14 protein-coding genes and 1 pseudogene are annotated in these 18,521 nt (G+C 63.2%); 14 read left to right on the forward strand and 1 reads right to left on the reverse strand.

Features of this window, described 5'->3' with window-relative positions:
* Positions 1-122: 122 nt before the first annotated feature.
* The 3 genes from DIE12_RS00370 to DIE12_RS00380 all read left to right on the forward strand — a co-directional run bounded on the left by DIE12_RS00370 (position 123) and on the right by DIE12_RS00380 (position 5,185).
* Positions 123-1,892 carry a hybrid sensor histidine kinase/response regulator gene (locus tag DIE12_RS00370; protein WP_124519410.1) on the forward strand — a complete coding sequence of 590 codons (1,770 nt, stop codon included), beginning with the start codon at positions 123-125 and terminating at the stop codon, positions 1,890-1,892.
* A gap of 485 nt (positions 1,893-2,377) precedes the next feature.
* A complete protein-coding gene (locus tag DIE12_RS00375) occupies positions 2,378-3,259 on the forward strand; it encodes a sterol desaturase family protein (RefSeq protein ID WP_124519411.1) in 882 nt (293 codons plus the stop codon).
* 9 nt (positions 3,260-3,268) lie between these two features.
* On the forward strand, positions 3,269-5,185 hold the full coding sequence (locus tag DIE12_RS00380; RefSeq protein ID WP_124519412.1) for a serine hydrolase: 1,917 nt from the start codon (positions 3,269-3,271) through the stop codon (positions 5,183-5,185).
* Between the two features lie 152 nt (positions 5,186-5,337).
* On the opposite strand, the pseudogene DIE12_RS00385 reads toward DIE12_RS00380, so the two are convergent.
* Positions 5,338-5,559, reverse strand: a pseudogene (locus tag DIE12_RS00385) (ankyrin repeat domain-containing protein); the annotation flags it as partial.
* Here DIE12_RS00385 and DIE12_RS37900 point away from each other — a divergent pair.
* The 11 genes from DIE12_RS37900 (at position 5,538) to DIE12_RS00430 (ending at position 18,519) form a co-directional block, all read left to right on the forward strand.
* Positions 5,538-5,690 (forward strand): hypothetical protein, encoded by a 153-nt coding sequence (locus DIE12_RS37900; RefSeq protein WP_185500365.1) that lies wholly within the window; start codon positions 5,538-5,540, stop codon positions 5,688-5,690. The pseudogene DIE12_RS00385 and the gene DIE12_RS37900 overlap by 22 nt on opposite strands.
* A gap of 413 nt (positions 5,691-6,103) precedes the next feature.
* Positions 6,104-7,693, forward strand: coding sequence for a benzoylformate decarboxylase (mdlC, locus tag DIE12_RS00390; RefSeq protein WP_124519413.1), 1,590 nt, complete (start codon positions 6,104-6,106; stop codon positions 7,691-7,693).
* A gap of 55 nt (positions 7,694-7,748) precedes the next feature.
* Entirely contained in the window at positions 7,749-9,200 is a 1,452-nt protein-coding gene (locus DIE12_RS00395; RefSeq protein ID WP_124519414.1) for an aldehyde dehydrogenase, read from the forward strand.
* Between the two features lie 141 nt (positions 9,201-9,341).
* Positions 9,342-9,467 (forward strand): hypothetical protein, encoded by a 126-nt coding sequence (locus DIE12_RS38445; RefSeq protein WP_260426178.1) that lies wholly within the window; start codon positions 9,342-9,344, stop codon positions 9,465-9,467.
* The gene (locus DIE12_RS00400) at positions 9,464-10,810 is read left to right on the forward strand and encodes an MFS transporter (protein WP_124519415.1); all 1,347 of its coding nucleotides are present in this window, start codon (positions 9,464-9,466) and stop codon (positions 10,808-10,810) included. Before DIE12_RS38445 ends, DIE12_RS00400 begins: the two co-directional genes overlap by 4 nt.
* Positions 10,811-10,903: 93 nt before the next feature.
* Positions 10,904-12,049, forward strand: a complete 1,146-nt coding sequence (locus tag DIE12_RS00405; RefSeq protein WP_124519416.1) for an alpha-hydroxy-acid oxidizing protein — start codon at positions 10,904-10,906, stop codon at positions 12,047-12,049.
* Positions 12,050-12,132: 83 nt separating this feature from the next.
* Positions 12,133-13,092, forward strand: a complete 960-nt coding sequence (locus DIE12_RS00410; RefSeq protein ID WP_124519417.1) for a helix-turn-helix domain-containing protein — start codon at positions 12,133-12,135, stop codon at positions 13,090-13,092.
* A gap of 151 nt (positions 13,093-13,243) precedes the next feature.
* Positions 13,244-14,296 carry a carbon-nitrogen hydrolase family protein gene (locus tag DIE12_RS00415; RefSeq protein WP_124484766.1) on the forward strand — a complete coding sequence of 351 codons (1,053 nt, stop codon included), beginning with the start codon at positions 13,244-13,246 and terminating at the stop codon, positions 14,294-14,296.
* 149 nt (positions 14,297-14,445) lie between these two features.
* Complete coding sequence (locus DIE12_RS00420; protein ID WP_221621947.1) at positions 14,446-15,678, forward strand: MFS transporter; 1,233 nt, start codon at positions 14,446-14,448, stop codon at positions 15,676-15,678.
* 198 nt (positions 15,679-15,876) lie between these two features.
* Positions 15,877-17,298 (forward strand): indoleacetamide hydrolase, encoded by a 1,422-nt coding sequence (gene iaaH / locus DIE12_RS00425; protein ID WP_124519418.1) that lies wholly within the window; start codon positions 15,877-15,879, stop codon positions 17,296-17,298.
* A 36-nt stretch (positions 17,299-17,334) separates the two neighbouring features.
* Entirely contained in the window at positions 17,335-18,519 is a 1,185-nt protein-coding gene (locus tag DIE12_RS00430) for a substrate-binding domain-containing protein (RefSeq protein WP_124484768.1), read from the forward strand.
* Positions 18,520-18,521 lie beyond the last annotated feature (2 nt).

Here is an 18,521-nt window from a genome sequence, read left to right on the forward strand (position 1 = left end):
CCGGGGCACCCGGAAGCTCGTTCCTTTGCGACAATACGATGCAACCCCGTTGCGACGTGTCACGCGGCGGGCGAGATCGACGCCCGCTCCGTTCAACGCCGGATCCGATACGCGATTTTGAAATGGCAAACAGGATAGCGCAAGAATACCGTGCCGACGTGCAGCTGGAACTGGTCAATACGCTGTACCGACAGTCTCCGCCGATCCTGTTCGGCAACATCGCCGTCGTCAGCCTGACCACCTTTCTGTTGTGGAACGAGGTGTCGCGGCATGCGCTGCTCGCGTGGGCCGCGGCGATCTGCGTGCTGACCGCGATCCGTACCGTCATGGTCTGGCGGGATCGCCGCGCAGGCGAACATCCTGCCGGGACGGCCACGCGCCGCGCGCGGAAATACATGGTGTTCGCGGGCGTGTCCGGCTGCCTGTGGGGCGCCATGGGCGTGCTGTTCTTTTCGCCGAACAACACGATCGTGACCGCGCTGATCTGCATCGTGCTGGCCGGCATGACCGGCGGCTCGGTGGCGTCGCTCTCGTCGTGGTGGCCGACCTACGTGGCTTATGCGTTGCCGACGGTGCTGCCGTTCGCGATCCGCTCGTTCGCGTACGGCAGCGCGCTGTTTTCGGTGCTGGGCTTCCTGTCGCTGTTCCTGCTCGCGGTCAATCTCGCCTTCAGCCGGACGCTGCAGCGTACCGTGCGCGATGCCGTGTCGCTGCGCTTCGAGAACGTCGACCTGATCCGGCAACTGACGCAGGAGAAGGAGCGCGCCGAACTCGCCAATCGAAGCAAATCGCAATTCCTGGCCGCCGCCAGCCACGACCTGCGTCAGCCGACGCATGCGCTCGGCCTCTACATCGCGACGCTGCGGGCGATGGCGCGCGCGCCGAGCGTCGACGGAACCGCTCTCGACGACATCGCCGAACGGCTCCGCACCGCGTTGAAAGGCATGTCGCAATTGCTGAACGTGTTGCTGGACATTTCCCGGCTCGACGCGGGCGTGATCGATGTCGAGCCGCGCCGCTTCGCGCTGCAGCAGGCGCTCGACGCGCTGGACAGCCAGTTTCGCCAGGCCGCGCAGGCCAAGGGGGTGACGCTCAGGATCCGGCCGACCGCGATCTGGCTGGAAACCGATGCGGTGCTGCTGCACACGATCCTGTCGAACCTGTTGTCGAATGCCGTGCGCTATACGCGGCGCGGCGGCATCCTGCTGGCCTGCCGGCGTCGCGGCACCGACGTCGAGATCCAGGTCTTCGATACCGGCATCGGCATCGCGGGCGATCAACTGCCGCACATCTTTCGGGAGTTCTACCAGATCGGCAACGCGGCGCGGGACCGCGAGCAGGGGCTGGGCCTCGGGCTCGCCATCGTGCAGCGCACGGCGGCGCTGATCGATGCGAGCGTGCAGGTGCGTTCGACCGCGGGCCGCGGCTCGCTGTTCTCGGTGCGGTTGGCCATGGCCGACCATGCCCCGTCGCACGCCACCGGCGCGCACCCGTCGGGCGAGCGTGCGGACCCCGGGCGCGGGCAGGCGCGCAAGACCATCCTCGTCGTCGACGACGATCGCGACGTGCTGGCCGGCATGCAGACGCTGCTTCAGACCTGGGGGCATACCGTGATCGCTGCGCCATCGCTGGAGCGTGCGATCGAGCTTGCCGTGCCGCGGCGCGCCGAACTGGACATGATCGTGACGGACTTCAGGCTGGCGGGGCACGTGACCGGCGCCGATGTCGTCCACCGGGTGTTCCGCGTCATCGGACGCGAGATTCCGGCCATCATCATTACCGGCGATACGTCGCCCGAGGGCATCCATGCCGCTTCGTCGAGCGGCTTCAGCGTGATGCACAAGCCGCTCGACCCGCAGGAAATGCAGACCTTGATCGACGCGCCGGCGTGACGGCGTGACGGCGTGACGACGCAGCGATGTCATCGCACCGCGCCTGCTCGGCACCCGCACGCGAATGCGACGCGTTCGCGACGGCAGCCGGCGCGGCCGGCGCAGCGGCGACGGCACTACTGCATCTGCGGTATTTCCCAAACGAAACGGGTGCAGTACCTTCGCACCTGCTGGCAATCGTAAAAAACAGTCGCGCGGGGTAGCGAAGAAGGCAGGACAGCCGGGGAGACCAACCCACGGTTCAGGCCGCACGTCCGATCGAATCGGCACGGCGCCGGCACGGCCTGATGCCGCGGAACAGGATCGGTCGCAGTGCGGCCGATCCTGTTCCAGGCGTCGTCCTTTCTGAAAGCAACGCGACAGGGTGCCGTGCCTGCACCCTGAATCGCGCTCGCCTTGCGCATGAGCCGACCGGCCTCTCGCGGTCGAATCCTTGAACGGTCATGGCGCGGCCTCGCCCCCCGCCTGCCTGGAGCGCAACGGTGATGGACAATCTGCCCAATATCATGGTGGCCGCGTTCCCGGCCTTCGCGGTGCTGATCGCCGTGGAAATCGCACTCGCGGCGGTGCTCGGCCGGTCGCTGTACCGGACCCGCGACACGCTGGCGAACCTCGCGCTCGCGGCCGGCGCATTCGTCGCCAGCGTGCTGACCGGCGGGCTGGTGCTGGCGGTACTGAGCTGGGTGTACGCGCACCGGATCTTCACGATCCCGACGAACGTCTGGTGGGCGTGGGTGCTGTGCTTCTTCGCGGACGATTTCAGCTACTACTGGTTCCACCGCCTGAGTCACGAGGTGCGCTGGTTCTGGGCGTCGCATTCGGTCCACCATTCGTCGGAACAATACAACCTGTCGGTATCGCTGCGCCAGACGTGGACGGGCACGATCACCGGATCGTTCCTGTTCTGGGCGTGGATGCCGTGGGTCGGGTTCCATCCGAAGATGATCCTGTTCATGCAGTCGGTGAGCCTGATCTACCAGTTCTGGATCCACACCGAAGCGATCGGCAAGATGCCGCGCTGGTTCGAGGCGCTGCTGAACACGCCGTCGCAGCATCGCGTCCATCACGGCAGCGATTTCGACTATCTCGATACCAACTATGCCGGCACCACGATGATCTGGGATCGGCTGTTCCGCTCGTACACGCCCGAGCGATTCACGCCGCACTACGGGCTGACGTCGAGCATCGGCACCGACAATCCGTTCAGGATCGCGTTCTACGAGTGGCGCAATATCGCGCGCGACCTCGCGAAAGCCGACAGCCTGCACACCGCGATCCAGTATCTGATCCGGCCGCCCGGCTGGAGTCCCGACGGCAGTTCCCTGACGACGCGCGATGCGCGGCGTGCCGCACAGCAGGTTTCCTGAGAAGGCGATATGGCTCACACACGCGATCCACACGACCGGCGCCACGATGCGGCGCCATCCAGCGCCGGCCGCCGGCAATTCCTCGAATACGCGGGCGCGGGGTTGTTGTCTGCGATGCTGCCCGGTTGCGGCGGCGCGGATACGATTCAGCGGTCGACCTACGACGCAACCATCGCGGCGGGGCGGCAAACGATCCAGGCCGGGCTCGATGCCCATCCGCGGAACCTCGCGGGCATCTCGGTCGCGTTGCTCAAGGGCAATCAGGTCGTGTGGGCGCAGGCGTTCGGGAATGCGTCGATCAACCCGGCGGTCGCCGCCACGCCGACGACGCGCTACAACATCGGTTCGGTATCCAAAGTGATCGCGGCGCTGGCCGGCGTGATCCTGCAGGATCGCGGGCTGATCGACCTCGACGCGCCGATCGTCCGGTACGTGCCGTCGTTCACCATGCTGTCGCCGCAGTATGCGCAGATCACGTCGCGTCATCTGCTGTCGCATTCGTCCGGGCTGCCCGGCCAGAACGTCGACGACATGTTCTCGTATGCGCCGATTCCGGGCTATGCGGCGACCGCGCAAAAGGTGCTCGCCAACGAACACCTGAATCATCCGCCGGGCCAGTTCGCGGTGTACTGCAACGACGGTTTCACGATCTTCGAGCTGGTGGTCGCGGCAGTCACCGGGCTGAGCTTCGCCGATTTCGTTCAGCGCGACATTCTCGCGCCGCTGAACATGACGAATTCCGGCTTCCTGACCAGCGTGCCGGCGAGCGGCCAGTTCGCGCTGGCGTACGCGAACGGCATCCAGTACGGGCAGGAATTCGCGAATCCGTACGCCACCGGCGGCCTGTCGACGACGCCGCTCGACATGATGAACCTCGCGCAACTGTTCATCGGCAACGGCGTGTTCCAGGGGCGGCACATCGCGTCGGCGGCCGGAATCGCCGACATGCTGACGGACCAGACCGACCGGTGGCAGATCAAGTCGACCCGCCTCGGTTACTCGTATGCCTATGGTCTCGGCTGGGACGACGTCGACGATCCGGTCCTGCGCGCGGCCGGCGCCGCCGGGGCGTACAAGAGCGGCGGCACGCAGTTCTTTTCAAGCCATTTCTACGTGCTGCCGGCGGCGCAAATGGCGCTGATGATCACCGGCAGCACCGGCTATGACGCGGCCGGCATCGCGCCCGCGATCCTGCTGCAGGCGTTGCAGGAGGACGGCAGCATCGCCGGGGCCCCCGCGAAGGTGAATGTCGCTGCACCGCCGGCGGCTGCGTCGCCGGACGTTTCCGCCGTCGGCGGCGTCTACGGCAACGAATCGGCGCCGATGCAGGTCGCCGTGAACGCGGACGGCAGCCTGGCGTTGACGCAATGGAACGGCACGGCGTGGACGGACGCCGGCTCGAACAGCACGCCGTACGTGTATCGCAGCGACGGCTGGTGGTGGAGCGACGGCGATACCGTGTCGTACCGGTTCGATATCCTGCCGGGCACGGACGACGCGGGCAACGCGGTGAGCAATCGGTATCTGACCAAGCGTGTGGTCGACGGCTCGGGCTATGTGTTCCGCGTCACGCCGTATGCGCAGCAACTGCCGGCGCTGCCGCGGCTCGACGCCGCCTGGCAGGCACGTGTGAACACGTCGTGGAGCGTGATCAACGAATCGGCGCAGTCGGTGTTCTCGGGCGGCAAGCTGCGGGTGTCGCTCGGCAGCCTCGACGCGTTGCCGGGCTATGTCCTGTTCGCTTACAGCACCAGCGGCGGCGCCCACTTCAACTACCAGTTGTTGAAGCCGCTGGCCGACGACCGCTGCGGGATGACCGTGCAGATACCGGTGATGCCCGGCCGCGATCTGTTCGAAATCAGCATGACGAACGTGAGCAATGTCGAGACGATGGCGGCTTCCGGATGGCTGTGCCAGCGCGCGTGAGGGCCGGCGGGAAGGGCGCGAGGCGCGACATCAGCGGCATGACCGACGCGCCGGCAAGCCGGCTCCGGTGTTAAGGCCGGAACGTGTGCCTTCGTGACCTTGTGCCGCATGACGATCGACAGGCAGTCAACCTCGACGGCAAGCTCGAGCGGTCACGGCCTCGCTCGCAACGTCACATCGGCATTCGGCGTCGCGCCCACCTTTTCGAGCGCCGCAACCGCGGCGTCGTTGCCTTGCAGGATGGCGTTCTGCAGTGCGGTGCGGCCGAGCGCATCGACGTGATCCGGGTTCGCGCCACGGCCGACGAGCACCGGCAGCATGTCGAGGCGGCCGAACAGCGCGGCGAACGACAATGCCGTTTCGCTGGCGGGATTTCTTCGCAGGGCTGATGCAGGGCCTCGACATGACGACCTGGGTGCAGTTGCCGGACGGCAACCTGCAGGTGCGGTTCAACAGCGGCGTGATCCAGTATCGGCAGGGCACCGGCGCCTGGACCGACGCGTAGGCGGCCCGCCCGGGTGAAGCCGGCGCGGGACACGCGAGCGTGCGCCGGCGCAGTTGTCATGGCCGCGTCGATCAGCGTCACGCTGCCGCTTGTTTCAGCCGCGACGGCCGCTCGGCCGTTGAAAGGGGCTAAAGGAATCGAACAAGGTCCCGAGTTGTCCGGTACTAGGTGTCTTCCCTGAACGGGATCGCCATGGCCGCTCACCGCGGCCGCCGCAGAGCCGGCGATGACGGCGTACGGCCTTGACCCGCAAGGCTTCCGGGCGGAATGGACGCATCCGGCAGCCCGATGGACCCATGCCAGAAAGTAATGACTTTGAGCAATTTTGGCAATTTTCAAACAATTCATCGAATCCCATACTGCGGCTCATCCAATCACCGCCAGCCTGAGTGGCTAACCGCAGAGGACTCGAGATGCAACGAAACACAAGTGGGCAGCCGACCGTTCGCGATGCCGTCGTGGACTTGATGCGGCGCCTCGGAATGACGTCGGTGTTTGCCAATCCCGGCTCGACCGAGCTGCCCATGTTCCGCGACTTCCCGGAGGACTTCCGGTACGTGCTGGGATTGCAGGAAGCCGTCGTCGTCGGTATGGCGGATGGATATGCCCAGGCGACCGGCAATGCCGCTCTGGTCAATCTGCATTCGGCGGCCGGTGTCGGCAACGCGATGGGCAACATATTCACGGCTTTCAGGAACCGCACGCCGCTGATCATTACTGCCGGCCAGCAGGCCCGTTCAATTCTGCCGTTCGATCCGTTTCTGTCGGCATCGCAAGCAACCGAGTTGCCGCGGCCCTATGTGAAGTGGAGCATCGAACCGGCTCGTGCCGCGGATGTTCCGCTTGCGCTCGCCCGTGCTTACCACGTGGCGATGCAGGAGCCGCGTGGCCCGGTGTTCGTTTCCATTCCGGTCGACGACTGGGATCAGCCGGCCGACCTCGTCGAGGCGACACGGGTCAGCACCCGGTTCCGCCCCGATCCGGCATCGATCGCGGAGATCGGTGACGCGCTGGACAACTGCAAACGGCCGGCCATCGTCGTCGGCGCGGAACTCGATCGTTCCGACGCCTGGAGCGAGGCCATCCAACTCGCCGAGCGCCACAACGCGCGGGTTTATGTCGCGCCGATGTCGTCACGCTGCAGCTTCCCTGAAGATCACCGACTTTTCGCCGGATTCCTTCCGGCGATGCGCGAAAAAATCGTTCGGATTCTGGATGGGCATGACCTGATCTTCGTCATCGGGGCGCCGGCTTTTGCGTATCACGTCGAAGGCAGTGGGCCGCATGTGCCTGATGGCGCGGCGTTGTACCAATTGATCGACGATCCGGCTACCGCGGCGTGGACCCCGGTCGGCACGTCGGTGGTGGCGAACGTTCGCCTGGGGCTGGCGGACCTGCTCGCCCGTCCGGCGCCGCGCGGCCGGCCGTTGCCGGCGCCTCGCGAGGTCGTCGAGCGAGCCGAGCCCACGGCGGTCATGTCGGTCGCGTATGCGTTGCAGACGCTCTCCGAGGTGCGCGACCCAGCGGATATCGTGGTCGAGGAGGCGCCAAGTTCGCGGCCCGTCATGCAGCGTTATCTGCCGTTCACGCGCAGTCAGACGTTTTACACGATGGCAAGCGGCGGTCTGGGCTACGGCATGCCCGCCGCGGTGGGCGTGGCGTTGGGCAAACCCGGCAGCCGCGTGATCGGCCTCATCGGTGACGGCTCGACGATGTATTCGCCCCAAGCGATCTATAGCGCGGTCCAACTCGATCTCCCGATCACCTTTGTCATCCTGAATAACGCCCGCTACGCCGCCTTGCAGGAATTTGCGCCCGTCTTTGGCTTCTCAGCGTCGGATCCGGTACAGGGCACCGACCTCGCGGGGCTGGATTTCGTTTCTCTGGCCAACAGCATGGGTTGCGAAGGGGTGCGAGTGAGCGACGCGCCGTCGCTGAAGTCCGCGCTGGAAGACGCTTTGTCTTCGGGCAAAACGCGCCTTGTAGAAATTGTCGTGGCCTGACCGCGAGTCGGTGGTTCGACAGGCTGGCTTTTCAAACATATTCCAGGAGACGGCTATGAATCAGGTATCGATGTTGATCAACGGCGAGCGCACGATGGCTCGCGATGGGGCGACAGTCGAGCGCCGCAATCCGCTCGATGGCACGGTTGCATCGACCGCACCCGCCGCGACCGTCGCCGATGCACGGGCCGCGGTGCACGCTGCCGCCGCCGCTTTTCCCGCTTGGTCGGCGATGGGGCCCGGCGAGCGACGCGCATTGCTGAATCGAGCCGCAGATGCGCTCGAAGAAAAGCGCGACGCTTTCGCGCTGGCAATGGCGACCGAAACGGGCGCGTCCCGCCTGTGGGCCGATTTCAACGTCAAGCTTGCGGCCGACGGATTGCGCGAAGCTGCTGCGATGATCACGCAGATTTCGGGCGAAGTGATTCCGTCGGACGTGCCCGGCAATCTCGCGCTCGGGGTTCGGCAGGCCGCCGGCGTCGTGCTCGGGATCGCACCGTGGAACGCGCCCGTCATCCTCGGCGTGCGTGCCATCGCGTTGCCGCTGGCTTGCGGCAATACCGTCGTGCTCAAGGGTTCGGAAATTTGCCCCGCGACCCACGGCCTCATCATCGAGGCGTTGCAGGACGCCGGGCTGCCGCGCGGCGTCGTGAACTTCATCACGAATGCGCCGGCGAATGCCGGCGCCATTGTCGAAGCGCTCATTGCCGAGCCCGCGGTCAGACGGGTGAACTTCACGGGCTCGACCCGCGTCGGCCGCATCATCGCCACCCAGTGCGCGAAGTATCTGAAGCCCTCGGTACTTGAGCTCGGCGGAAAGGCTCCGTTTCTTGTTCTTCACGATGCCGATATCGACGCTGCGGTTCAAGGCACGGCATTCGGGGCGTTCGCAAATTCCGGTCAGATCTGCATGTCCACCGAACGCATCGTCGTCGACACGAACATCGCCGACGAATTCGTCGCGCGCTTGGCCGAAAAGGCGAAGAGCCTGCCGCTTGGCGATCCGAGAAAGGGCCCGGCCGTGCTCGGCTCCGTTGTAGACATGGCGACCGTCAGGAAGTGCAACGACCTGATCGACGACGCGCTGGCGAAAGGTGCGACGTTGGTCTGCGGAGGAAAATCCGAGACCACGCTCATGCCGGCCACGCTGCTCGATCACGTCACGGCCGACATGCGTATCTACCGGGAGGAGTCGTTCGGGCCGGTCAAGGCGATCGTCCGCGTCGAGGGAGACGAAGCGGCCATCGCATGCGCGAACGACAACGAATATGGTCTGTCGGCGGCAGTCTTCAGCCGTGACGTCGCGCGTGCGTTGATGGTAGCGAAGCGTATCGAGTCCGGGCTTTGCCACGTCAATGGGCCGACGGTTCACGACGAGGCGCAAATGCCGTTTGGCGGGATGAAGTCCAGTGGTTTCGGGCACTTCGGCGGCAAGGCGGGAATCGCGGAATTTACCGATTTGCGCTGGATCACCGTGCAAACGACGCCTCGTCACTATCCGTTCTGATGGTTGCCACGGTCGGGGCGCGTCTTGTTCGCGACGGACGAGACGGGCCGCTGGATCGTGGGCGCGAACAAAACAACAACCCCGTACCGGTGAGTAGCCTTCGCTCCTGTAACGACGAGCGATCGGCTTAAGGAGACTGCAATGCCTATTGTCAATTTTGAGTGGTCGCTCGATCGCACCCAGTTGGAGTCGGGCCATCACGTCGGAAAACGGATTACCCAGGCCGGCGATTCAGGCTTCACTGCTCTGGTCGGGGGGGCGAAATGAACGATCGTAATCCCGGTCTGCCGATCGTAGACATAGGCCGCACCCTTGATGACGGACCGTTCTCGCCGTTTCAGCGAATGGTCGTCTTTCTCGCCGCGTTCGCGATCGTGATGGATGGCTTCGATGGGCAACTCATCGGGTTCGCGATTCCCAGCTTGATCAAGGAATGGGGCATTACGCGCAATGCATTTGCGCCCGCCGTTGCTGCCGGCCTCGTAGGCATGGGTATCGGTAGCGCGTTCGCCGGGCTTTTCGCGGACAGGTTCGGTCGGCGCTGGGCCATCATTGGAAGCGTGCTGGTATTTGGCCTGGCGACGAGTTCGATTGCGCTATCGCCGGACGTCATGGCCATTGCAATCCTGCGCTTCTTCGCGGGACTGGGTATCGGTGGTGCGCTGCCAAGCGCGACGACCATGACGGCGGAATTTACGCCGGCTCGCCGGCGGACGCTCGCAGTCACCGCAACCATCGTGTGCGTACCGCTGGGGGGCATGCTTGCGGGACTGTTCGCGAGCGTCGTGCTTCCTCACTATGGCTGGCGTGGGCTCTTTCTCATCGGCGGCACGCTTCCCTTGGCACTGGCGTTCCTGCTGTATCTCGCCATGCCGGAATCGCCCCGGTATCTTGTCCGCCATGACGAACGCTGGAACGAACTGCGTCACCTGCTGACCCGCATGTCCCGCTCGATTCAGCCGGACGCCGTGTTCGCCGATCAGAAGGAACAGAAAGCGGTACAGCGTCCGGGCTTTCGTGCTCTGTTCGCGGACGATCAAGGCCGTGACACGATTGCAATCTGGATCGCTTTCTTCATGAACCTGATCGCGGTCTACAGCGCATTCAGCTGGCTGCCGACGATGCTTGCAGGCGAGGGGCTCAGCCCTTCGGTGGCAGGTTCGGGTCTTACTGCCTACAACCTGGGGGGCGTCATCGGCGCACTGGGCTGCGCAGTGGCAATCGGCCGGTTCGGGTCACGCTGGCCTTTGCTCGTGTGCTGTCTGATGGCATCCGCGAGCGCGCTTTTCCTGCGCGGCATCGACGTCTCTGCCCACACGACGTTGCTTGTGTTCGGAATTGGTTTGCACGGCCTCTTCGTGAACGCAGTTCAGTCGACGATGTATGCCCTTTGCGCCTACGTCTACCCAACCGAGATACGCGCGACCGGGACCGCATCCGCGCTTGCATTCGGGCGGCTCGGAGCGATACTCAGCGCGTTCGCCGGGGCATTCGTGATCACGCAGGGGGGAGCGTCCGCGTACCTGGGCATGCTTGGTGGGGCGATGTCGATGGTCTTTATCTGCCTGATGATCGTGCGTCGTCATGTTCCGCCCGTCAATCGCGCCTGACCTCAGGCTCCAGCTTGACAGAGGCGCGCGAATCCGGACTCCAGCGCGCCTCGTGTTCTTCGCATCACGATCTACTCCGACAGTACGTCAATCATGACAAAAGGATTTCCCGGCATTTTCTCCGTCAGCGACTATCGTGACGAAGCCAGACGGCGGCTGCCACGAATGGTGTTCGACTATCTGGAAGGCGCGGCGGACGATGAATCGGGACTGAGGCACAACCGTTCGGCGTTCGATAAATTGCAGTTGTTGCCGCGCCGGCTGTCGGATGTCAGCATACGAGAGCAGTCGGTGGAACTTTTAGGCCGGCGGATTCCATCGCCGCTGGTGATCGCACCAACGGGTCTCAATAGCGCATTCTGGCCCAAGGGCGACCTCGCACTTGCGCGTGCGGCGGCCAAGGCCGGTATTCCCTTTGCGCTATCGACGGCTTCCAACATGTCCATCGAAGAGGTGGCAAAAGGAGCCGACGGAGAACTGTGGTTTCAACTGTATGTGGTTCATCGCAACCTCGCGAAGAGCCTGGTCAATCGTGCCCGCGCGGCTCGCTATTCGACCTTGATCCTCACCACCGATGTAGCGGTCAACGGTTTTCGCCAACGCGATCTTCGCAACGGCTTTGCCATGCCGTTCAAGGCAAGTGCGCGCGCGGCCGTCGATGGACTGTCGCACCCGCGTTGGCTTTGGTCCTATCTGATGCACGGCATGCCGGAGTTGAGAAATTTCGCTACGGACGAGGCATCGGACACGGCCTCCCAGGCAGCGATTCTTCGCAGACAGATGGATGCGAGCTTCAGTTGGGACGACCTGCGCCGTTTGCGGGACGAATGGCCTGGCAAACTCCTCGTCAAGGGCATCGTGACGGCCGACGATGCCGCGCGGTGCGTCGAGCTCGGCGCGGACGGCGTGATCGTTTCGAACCACGGCGGCCGGCAGCTCGCCGACCTGCCCGCGACAGCCGATGTGCTGCCGGATATTGTCGAGCGCACCTCGGGAACGACTGTCATTCTCGACAGTGGGATACGGACAGGGGCTGACGTCGTCAAGACGATCGCCTTGGGGGCACATGCCGTGATGCTCGGGCGCGCCACGTTATACGGGTTGGCAGCCAGAGGGGAAATCGGCGTGAGCGACGTCATCGAGATGATCAAACGGGAAACAGACCGGACGCTCGCCCTCATCGGTTGCCGCTCGGTCGGGGAGCTCGATCGCAGCTACATTTCGAAGCGACCGTCATAGGTTACTGCGCATTGACGCGGGATTCTGGATGCGCAATTGTTCGGGATCGCTATCCCGCGTATTTGTAGTCGGAATCTTGTGCCATGAATCAAGTGATTACTACGGATCAATACCATCGCGACGACCGGCTTGTGGCATGGGCGGATCAGGTTCGGGCCAGCTGCGTCCCCATGGTTTTCAGGACCGAGTCCGATCAGGGATTTCGTGGCGAGATCTCCAGCGTGAACACCGACGGAGTGTGCGTGTCACGGATCTCGGCGGTCGATCACGTTGCGGCGCATGACTGGGAGGAAGTGCGGCGCACGGCGGACGACTACCTGCTCGTGTCGATACAGATCGAGGGGCGAGGTGCAATCGAGCAGGATGCCCGCACCGCGTTCGTCGACCCTACCGACATGGTGCTGTTCGACTCGTCGCGCAATTTCGCGTGGCATTTTTCCGGGGAGCATTACACGATCCGCTTTCCGCGCAGGGCGCTGGAGAAATTGGTGCCGTGTGGCCGGCAGCATACGGCAGTGAGGATTCCCGCGGCGACGGGGATCCGCCGCGTCGCGGCCGACCATATCGCATCCGTGCACAGAGCGCTTTCGTCAGACGAAGTCGCCGTGGCCGGCTGCGGGAAGCTTGCCGATGTGACCGCAAATCTGGTCGCCCTGGCGCTGGCCGATCATTTCAACACGGTTCCCCTGCCGAAATCCAACGTGAAGGAGATGCATCTGCTCCGGGCGCGTGCGTTCATCAAGGATCGTATCCACGAACCGGAACTGGGACCCGAACAGATCGCCGATGAGCTTGGGGTTTCCAGCCGTTACCTTTACCGACTGTTCGCCGAGGCCGGAGAGTCGATAGGCGAGATCATCTGTACGACCAGACTCAATGGATGCGGCGAGTGGCTTCAGCAGCGCGCCTACGCAAACCGCTCGATTACCGATATTGCGATGGCATGGGGTTTCAATAATGCATCGCATTTCAGCCGTACGTTTCGACGTCACTTCGGAATGTCCGCCCGCGACTACCGTGCGAAGCATTGCGACGCTTTCTGAAGCGTCCTGAGTTGGCTGCGACAGCGATCCCACCTGCTGGCAGCAAAAGTGAAAATCCTGTTCTGTCAGAGTCAAGCGTCCGCCATATTGGCCCGGGACACTTCATCTACAACGTTGCGGGCGTCCCGCCCGCGAGTCGTGGAGGAATATCTTGGCTCTCAACCATCCCCAATATAAAGCGGCTGTGGTGCAGGCCGCCCCGGCGTTCCTCGATCTTCAGGCCGGAATCGAAAAGTCCATCCGCTTGATTGAACAGGCCGCGCAGGCCGGCGCCGACCTGATCGCATTCCCCGAAGTCTGGCTGCCGGGCTATCCGTTCTATGTCTGGCTCGGTACCCCGGCCTGGTATATGAGCAAAGGCTATGTCCAGCGCTACTTCGACAACTCACTGAGCTACGACAGTCCGGAAGCCGACGCACTGAGGGACGCGGCGAGAAAAAACCGTATCACGGTGGTGATGGGACTCTCGGAGCGCAAGGGCCACTCGTTGTATATCTCCCAATGGATTATCGGCCCCGACGGGGAAACACTCCTGCAACGACAGAAACTCAAGCCCACACACCTCGAACGGACGGTTTTCGGTGACGGGGAGGGCAGTGGCTTGACCGTGGTCGACAGTCCGCTGGGAAAGCTCGGCGCGCTTTGTTGTGCCGAGCACGTGCAACCTTTGACCAAAGCCGCCATGTATGCGCAAGGCGAACAGGTCCACGTTGCCGCCTGGCCGAGCTTTTCCCTCTATGAATTTGCGAGCGCATTGAGCCACCAGGTGAACAACGCGGTTTCGCGAACCTACGCCGTCGAAGGAGGGTGCTTTGTCCTTGCGCCTTCGACAGTCGTCACCGAAGAGATGGTCGAGAGTCTGTGTGACACCGCGGACAAACGTCAGCTGTTGCGGCCAGGCGGTGGCCATAGCGTTGGATACGGGCCTGACGGGGCGGAATTGTTCGAAAAGATCGACGAAACCGCAGAAGGCTTGCTCTACGCCAACATCGATCTCGGCCTGCAATCGCTTTCGAAGTGCGTTTTCGATCCCGCGGGGCATTACTCGCGGCCGGACGTTCTGCGATTGCTGATCGATCGGCGGCCGCGCCCCCCTTTCGCCGAGACTCTCGACAGAACGCCGGTGGAGACGCGCGCCGATGCTCAAACGTCATCAGACAACGGCTGCTTGTCCGAGCTTGCGGGAAGTGGCGTAGATCAGTAACGGGACCATCGAGTTCGCCATGTCATGCCATGGCGAGCCGGGTCAGAGGTTTTCATGTCGCTACCGTGTTTGCTTGATATCGATTGAAACCGGACGGTTTTTTCGAAATAACAGCAATCCGGTCTCGACCATATATTTAGGATGTCGATATGAACTACAAAGAAAATCGAGACTACGAATGGAAGATGGTCATCTTTCTTGCGGTGCTGTTCGGAATCGTCGGTCTCGATCGTCTGGTCATCGTGTACCTGTTTCCGGTGCTGCTGCCGGAGCTCAAACTGAACAACACGCAGGCAGGCGCCATCGCCTCGGTTCTCGCATTGACTTGGGCAGTTTCGACATGGGTGCTCGGGAGTCTGTCCGACCGCCATGGGCGTCGCAAGATTCTGCTCGGTTCTTCAATCTTCTTCTCGGTGATGACATCCTTTACCGGTGTCGCCAAGTCGTTCCACAGCATGCTGCTTGTGCGCGGCCTCCTCGGCGTGGGAGAGGGGGGCGTCTTCAGCGCCAGCGTTGCGACCATCGACGAGATATCGACGCCGCGTCGGCGCGGCTTGAATCTTGGCATTCACCAGTCGTTTTTCCCCCTTCTTGGTATCGGTCTTGGACCGATCATCGCTACCCAGCTCGCGATGCATATGCGCTGGGAGTGGGTGTTCTTCGTTCTCGGTATCCCGGGGCTTTTGCTGACGTTCCTGATCGGCAGGACCATGCGGAAGTCGGAGGCAAATCGCGACAAGCAGGTCCGATCGGCATCGGGCGGCCCCTTGACCGTGCTGCGATACAAGAACATCTGGCTGACCACGGTCATCGGATCGCTTTTCCAGACGGGCCTGTTCGTGTTCTCGACGTTCGTCGCGCTCTATCTGACCAAAGTGGCGGGCCTCAGCCTCGGCACGGTCGGCCTGATCATCTCCGGATGGGGTTTCGGCGGGTTTATCGGGATGATCGCCGTTCCGGCGATCTCTGATCGGCTCGGGCGGCGGATCGTGCTCGTCGTCTCTGCGACTTGCTACGGCATCCTGATGTTGGCTTTCGTTCTTTGTCACGCTTCTCCGATCGTCATGTTCGCGAATCTCTTTGCTGCCGGGATTTGCGGCTTCGGCATCGCACCGCTCTTTCTTGCCGTGATTCCATGCGAATCCGTACCGTCCACGCTGACTGGCTCCGCCGTAGGCGTTCCTACCGCTGTCAGTGAACTCATCGGTGGAGTCCTGATGCCGGTGGTGGCTGGCGGGCTCGCCGACACGTTCGGTCTTGGCTATCCGATGCTGATCGTCGGTGGGGTGTCGTTGGTGAGCGCTTTCGTGGGGATGTTTCTCGATGAAACGGTGCCGGCCGCGACGTCGAAGCATTCCGTCTCGAACATCGACGCGGTCTGAACGTTCGGCAAAGAGCAGGCGGATTTCAGACCTTTGCGGGGACTCGCGCGATCAAGGCCGCCGACGTCGGTCGCGGGGCTGCATCGGGCGCGGTGAGGTGACGCTGCCACGGTTGAGCGTGTCGTCGTCATTTCTGACGATACGCTGCAAAAAAGCAGGCGCGCAATCTACGAAGACCGAAATGTAAGCGAGACGTAGATGCCAACCCTCCCGCAGCTTTCAGTCGTCGACGCCAAAGGTGCGATCGATCGACGCGAGATATCCTGCCTGGAATACGTTCAGGCGCTGATGGATCGACAGGCTGAAACCGAGTCGCTGAACGGGTTCGTGTATGTCGACCCGGAGAAATTGTTGCAATCGGCGCGGGCGCATGATGAATCTCCCGCAGCCCGAACAGGCCGGATGTCACTTGCAGGCATTCCATTGGCAATCAAGGACAACATCGACTGCGTGGGCATGCCGACAGCCGCTGGAACGGCAGCGCTGCGCAACGCCGTACCTCGAGCGAACGCGCCGGTCGTGGCGCGCGTGATCGAAGCGGGTGCGTTGGTCGCGGGCAAAGCCAACATGCACGAACTCGCTTTCGGCTGCACCAACGACAACGGATTTTTCGGCCCGGCCCGCAATCCGTATGACCCGTCCAGAATTCCTGGCGGAAGCAGCGGCGGGTCTGCCGTGCTGGTGGCGAGTGGTGCGGTGCCGGCGGCGCTCGGCACCGACACGGGCGGATCGGTGCGAATACCGGCGGCGCTGTGTGGACTGGTCGGCTTTCGTCCCACGCATGGACGCTATCCGTCAGAGGGAGTCGTACCGATATCGCCCACGCGCGACACGGTCGGTCCGATTGCCCGAACCGTCTCCGACATGATGTTGCTGGACGAGATCCTGTCCGGAAGTGGTTCAGCGCCTCCCGTTGTCGACGGTGCACGTGACTTTCGCCTGGCAGTCCCGTACTCGACGTTGTGGGAGGGGCTGTCACCCGATGCGCGGCCGGTACTCGAACATGCGCTGCAGAAGCTCGAGGATGCAGGCTTCGAACTGGTTGACGTAGACCTGCGACGTTATCCGTTTTTCCGTGCGCAGAAGAGCGCAACCATCCCGTTTTTCGAGTTTGGCGGTGCCGTGGGCCGCTATCTGGAAACAGGTGGCGTGGCTGTGACGTTCCCGGAGATCGTTGCCCGGATCAAAAGCCCGGATGTAGTCCGCATCGTCAGCGACATCCTGGGGGCCGGTGCGATTTCCGCGGCCGAATATACCGAAGCGCTTCTCGCGCGAGAGCGGTCGCGCACGTCTTACGTGGCGTGTCTTCGCGAAATGGAGGCCGACGCGCTGCTATTTCCCACCGTCCTGATTCCGGCTTGCAACATCGGCTCTGAAACCGTGGCGGTCGGGTCTGAAGCGCTCGATGTCTTTGCCGCGTACACGCGAAATACCGAACCAGGCAGCAATGCCGGGGTACCCGGCATCACCATTCCCGCAGGTCTGACCCAGGATGGGCTCCCGGTTGGACTGGCGCTGGACGGTGCTCCGTATTCGGATCAGCGAATCCTGCAGATCGGCAAGGAAATGGAGCGCGTGCTGTGTGCCGCGACGTTCCCGCGTCTCGACGCACACGATTGATTCATCCGGCAACGGCTTAACGAGAAAGGCAAGCAAATGAATCGTCGAAATATCCTGAAAAGTATTGCGCTCGGTGCTGCAAGTGCCGCGGTGGGCGTCGGGGGGCTCGTTCCGGCATCGGTACGCGCGGCAAACCAGCCGCTGAAGCTGGCGCTGATGGCGCCGATGAGCGGGCCGGCCGCATTTTTCGGTCAAGCCTGCAAAAACTGTGCGGCGTTGGCAATCGACGAGATCAATGCGCGCGGGGGCGTTTTGGGGCGCCCCCTCGAGTTGCTGGTGGGCGACGCCGGCGCCGCACCTTCCGAGTCGGCGCAGACGGCGCTCCGCCTCTGGAAGCGCGACAAGGCGGAGGTCTTTGTCGGATCGCACGATAGCGCTGTCCGGACGGCGCTGGAAAGTCTGTTCCGAGGCCAGGTGCCTTACTTCTATACCCCGATGTACGAGGGCGGCGATTGCGCGAAGGGCACGTTCTTCGTTGGCGAGACGCCTGCGCAGCAACTGGCGCCGGTCATTCCGTGGCTGACCGCCAAACACCAGGTCAAGCGCTGGTTCCTGATCGGCAACGACTACATCTGGCCGCGCAAGTCGAACGAAGTGGCGAAAAAGGCGATTCAGGGTTCCGGCGCGGCCGTGGTCGGCGAAGAGTACGTTCCATTCGACGTCGACAACTTCGACGCGGTACTCGGCAAAATCCGGGACAGCAAGGCGGATGCGGTCTTCATCACGCTGGTGGGCGGGTCGGCCGTCACGTTCAACCGAAGTTTTGCGAGCTTCGGTCTCAGCGACAAGATGATCCGCTTCGGCACGATGGTCGAAGAAAACACATTGATCGGCATCGGTGCGTCCAACTCCAGGAACCTCTACTCGGCCTCCGGCTTTTTCTCGACGCCGACCGCCACGTCCGGGCAGTTTCTGGAGCGCTATCACAAGCAGTTCGGTGCTTCGGCGGTTTTGAGCAGCATCGGCGAGTCGACGTACGAGGGCATCCTGATGTATGACGCCATGGCCAGGAAGGCGAATTCCGCGTCGATCGGCGATCTGACGAAGACTTCCGATGGCGCAAGTTACACAGGCCCGCGCGGCGCGGTCACGATGAAGTCGCGCAATGTGACGGCCGACATCTTCCTCGCGAAGGCATCAGGCGTCCGATACGACGTCGTCAAGACGTTCTCACAACTGAGCTCGGCCGAAACCTGTGCGAGCGGAGCGGGTGCGGGTTGAAG

It is taken from the genome of Burkholderia sp. Bp9015, from assembly GCF_003853505.1.
Classification (GTDB): Bacteria; Pseudomonadota; Gammaproteobacteria; order Burkholderiales; family Burkholderiaceae; genus Burkholderia.

Coding starts and splice junctions, on each gene's coding strand:
- DIE12_RS00400 (WP_124519415.1), top strand. CDS start 9,464: ATGAACGATCGTAATCCCGGTCTGCCGATCGTAGACATAGGCCGCACC.
- mdlC (WP_124519413.1), top strand. CDS start 6,104: ATGCAACGAAACACAAGTGGGCAGCCGACCGTTCGCGATGCCGTCGTG.
- DIE12_RS00405 (WP_124519416.1), top strand. CDS start 10,904: ATGACAAAAGGATTTCCCGGCATTTTCTCCGTCAGCGACTATCGTGAC.
- iaaH (WP_124519418.1), top strand. CDS start 15,877: ATGCCAACCCTCCCGCAGCTTTCAGTCGTCGACGCCAAAGGTGCGATC.
- DIE12_RS38445 (WP_260426178.1), top strand. CDS start 9,342: ATGCCTATTGTCAATTTTGAGTGGTCGCTCGATCGCACCCAGTTGGAG.
- DIE12_RS00410 (WP_124519417.1), top strand. CDS start 12,133: ATGAATCAAGTGATTACTACGGATCAATACCATCGCGACGACCGGCTT.
- DIE12_RS00395 (WP_124519414.1), top strand. CDS start 7,749: ATGAATCAGGTATCGATGTTGATCAACGGCGAGCGCACGATGGCTCGC.
- DIE12_RS00370 (WP_124519410.1), top strand. CDS start 123: ATGGCAAACAGGATAGCGCAAGAATACCGTGCCGACGTGCAGCTGGAA.
- DIE12_RS00375 (WP_124519411.1), top strand. CDS start 2,378: ATGGACAATCTGCCCAATATCATGGTGGCCGCGTTCCCGGCCTTCGCG.
- DIE12_RS00420 (WP_221621947.1), top strand. CDS start 14,446: ATGAACTACAAAGAAAATCGAGACTACGAATGGAAGATGGTCATCTTT.
- DIE12_RS00430 (WP_124484768.1), top strand. CDS start 17,335: ATGAATCGTCGAAATATCCTGAAAAGTATTGCGCTCGGTGCTGCAAGT.
- DIE12_RS00380 (WP_124519412.1), top strand. CDS start 3,269: ATGGCTCACACACGCGATCCACACGACCGGCGCCACGATGCGGCGCCA.
- DIE12_RS37900 (WP_185500365.1), top strand. CDS start 5,538: ATGCCGTTTCGCTGGCGGGATTTCTTCGCAGGGCTGATGCAGGGCCTC.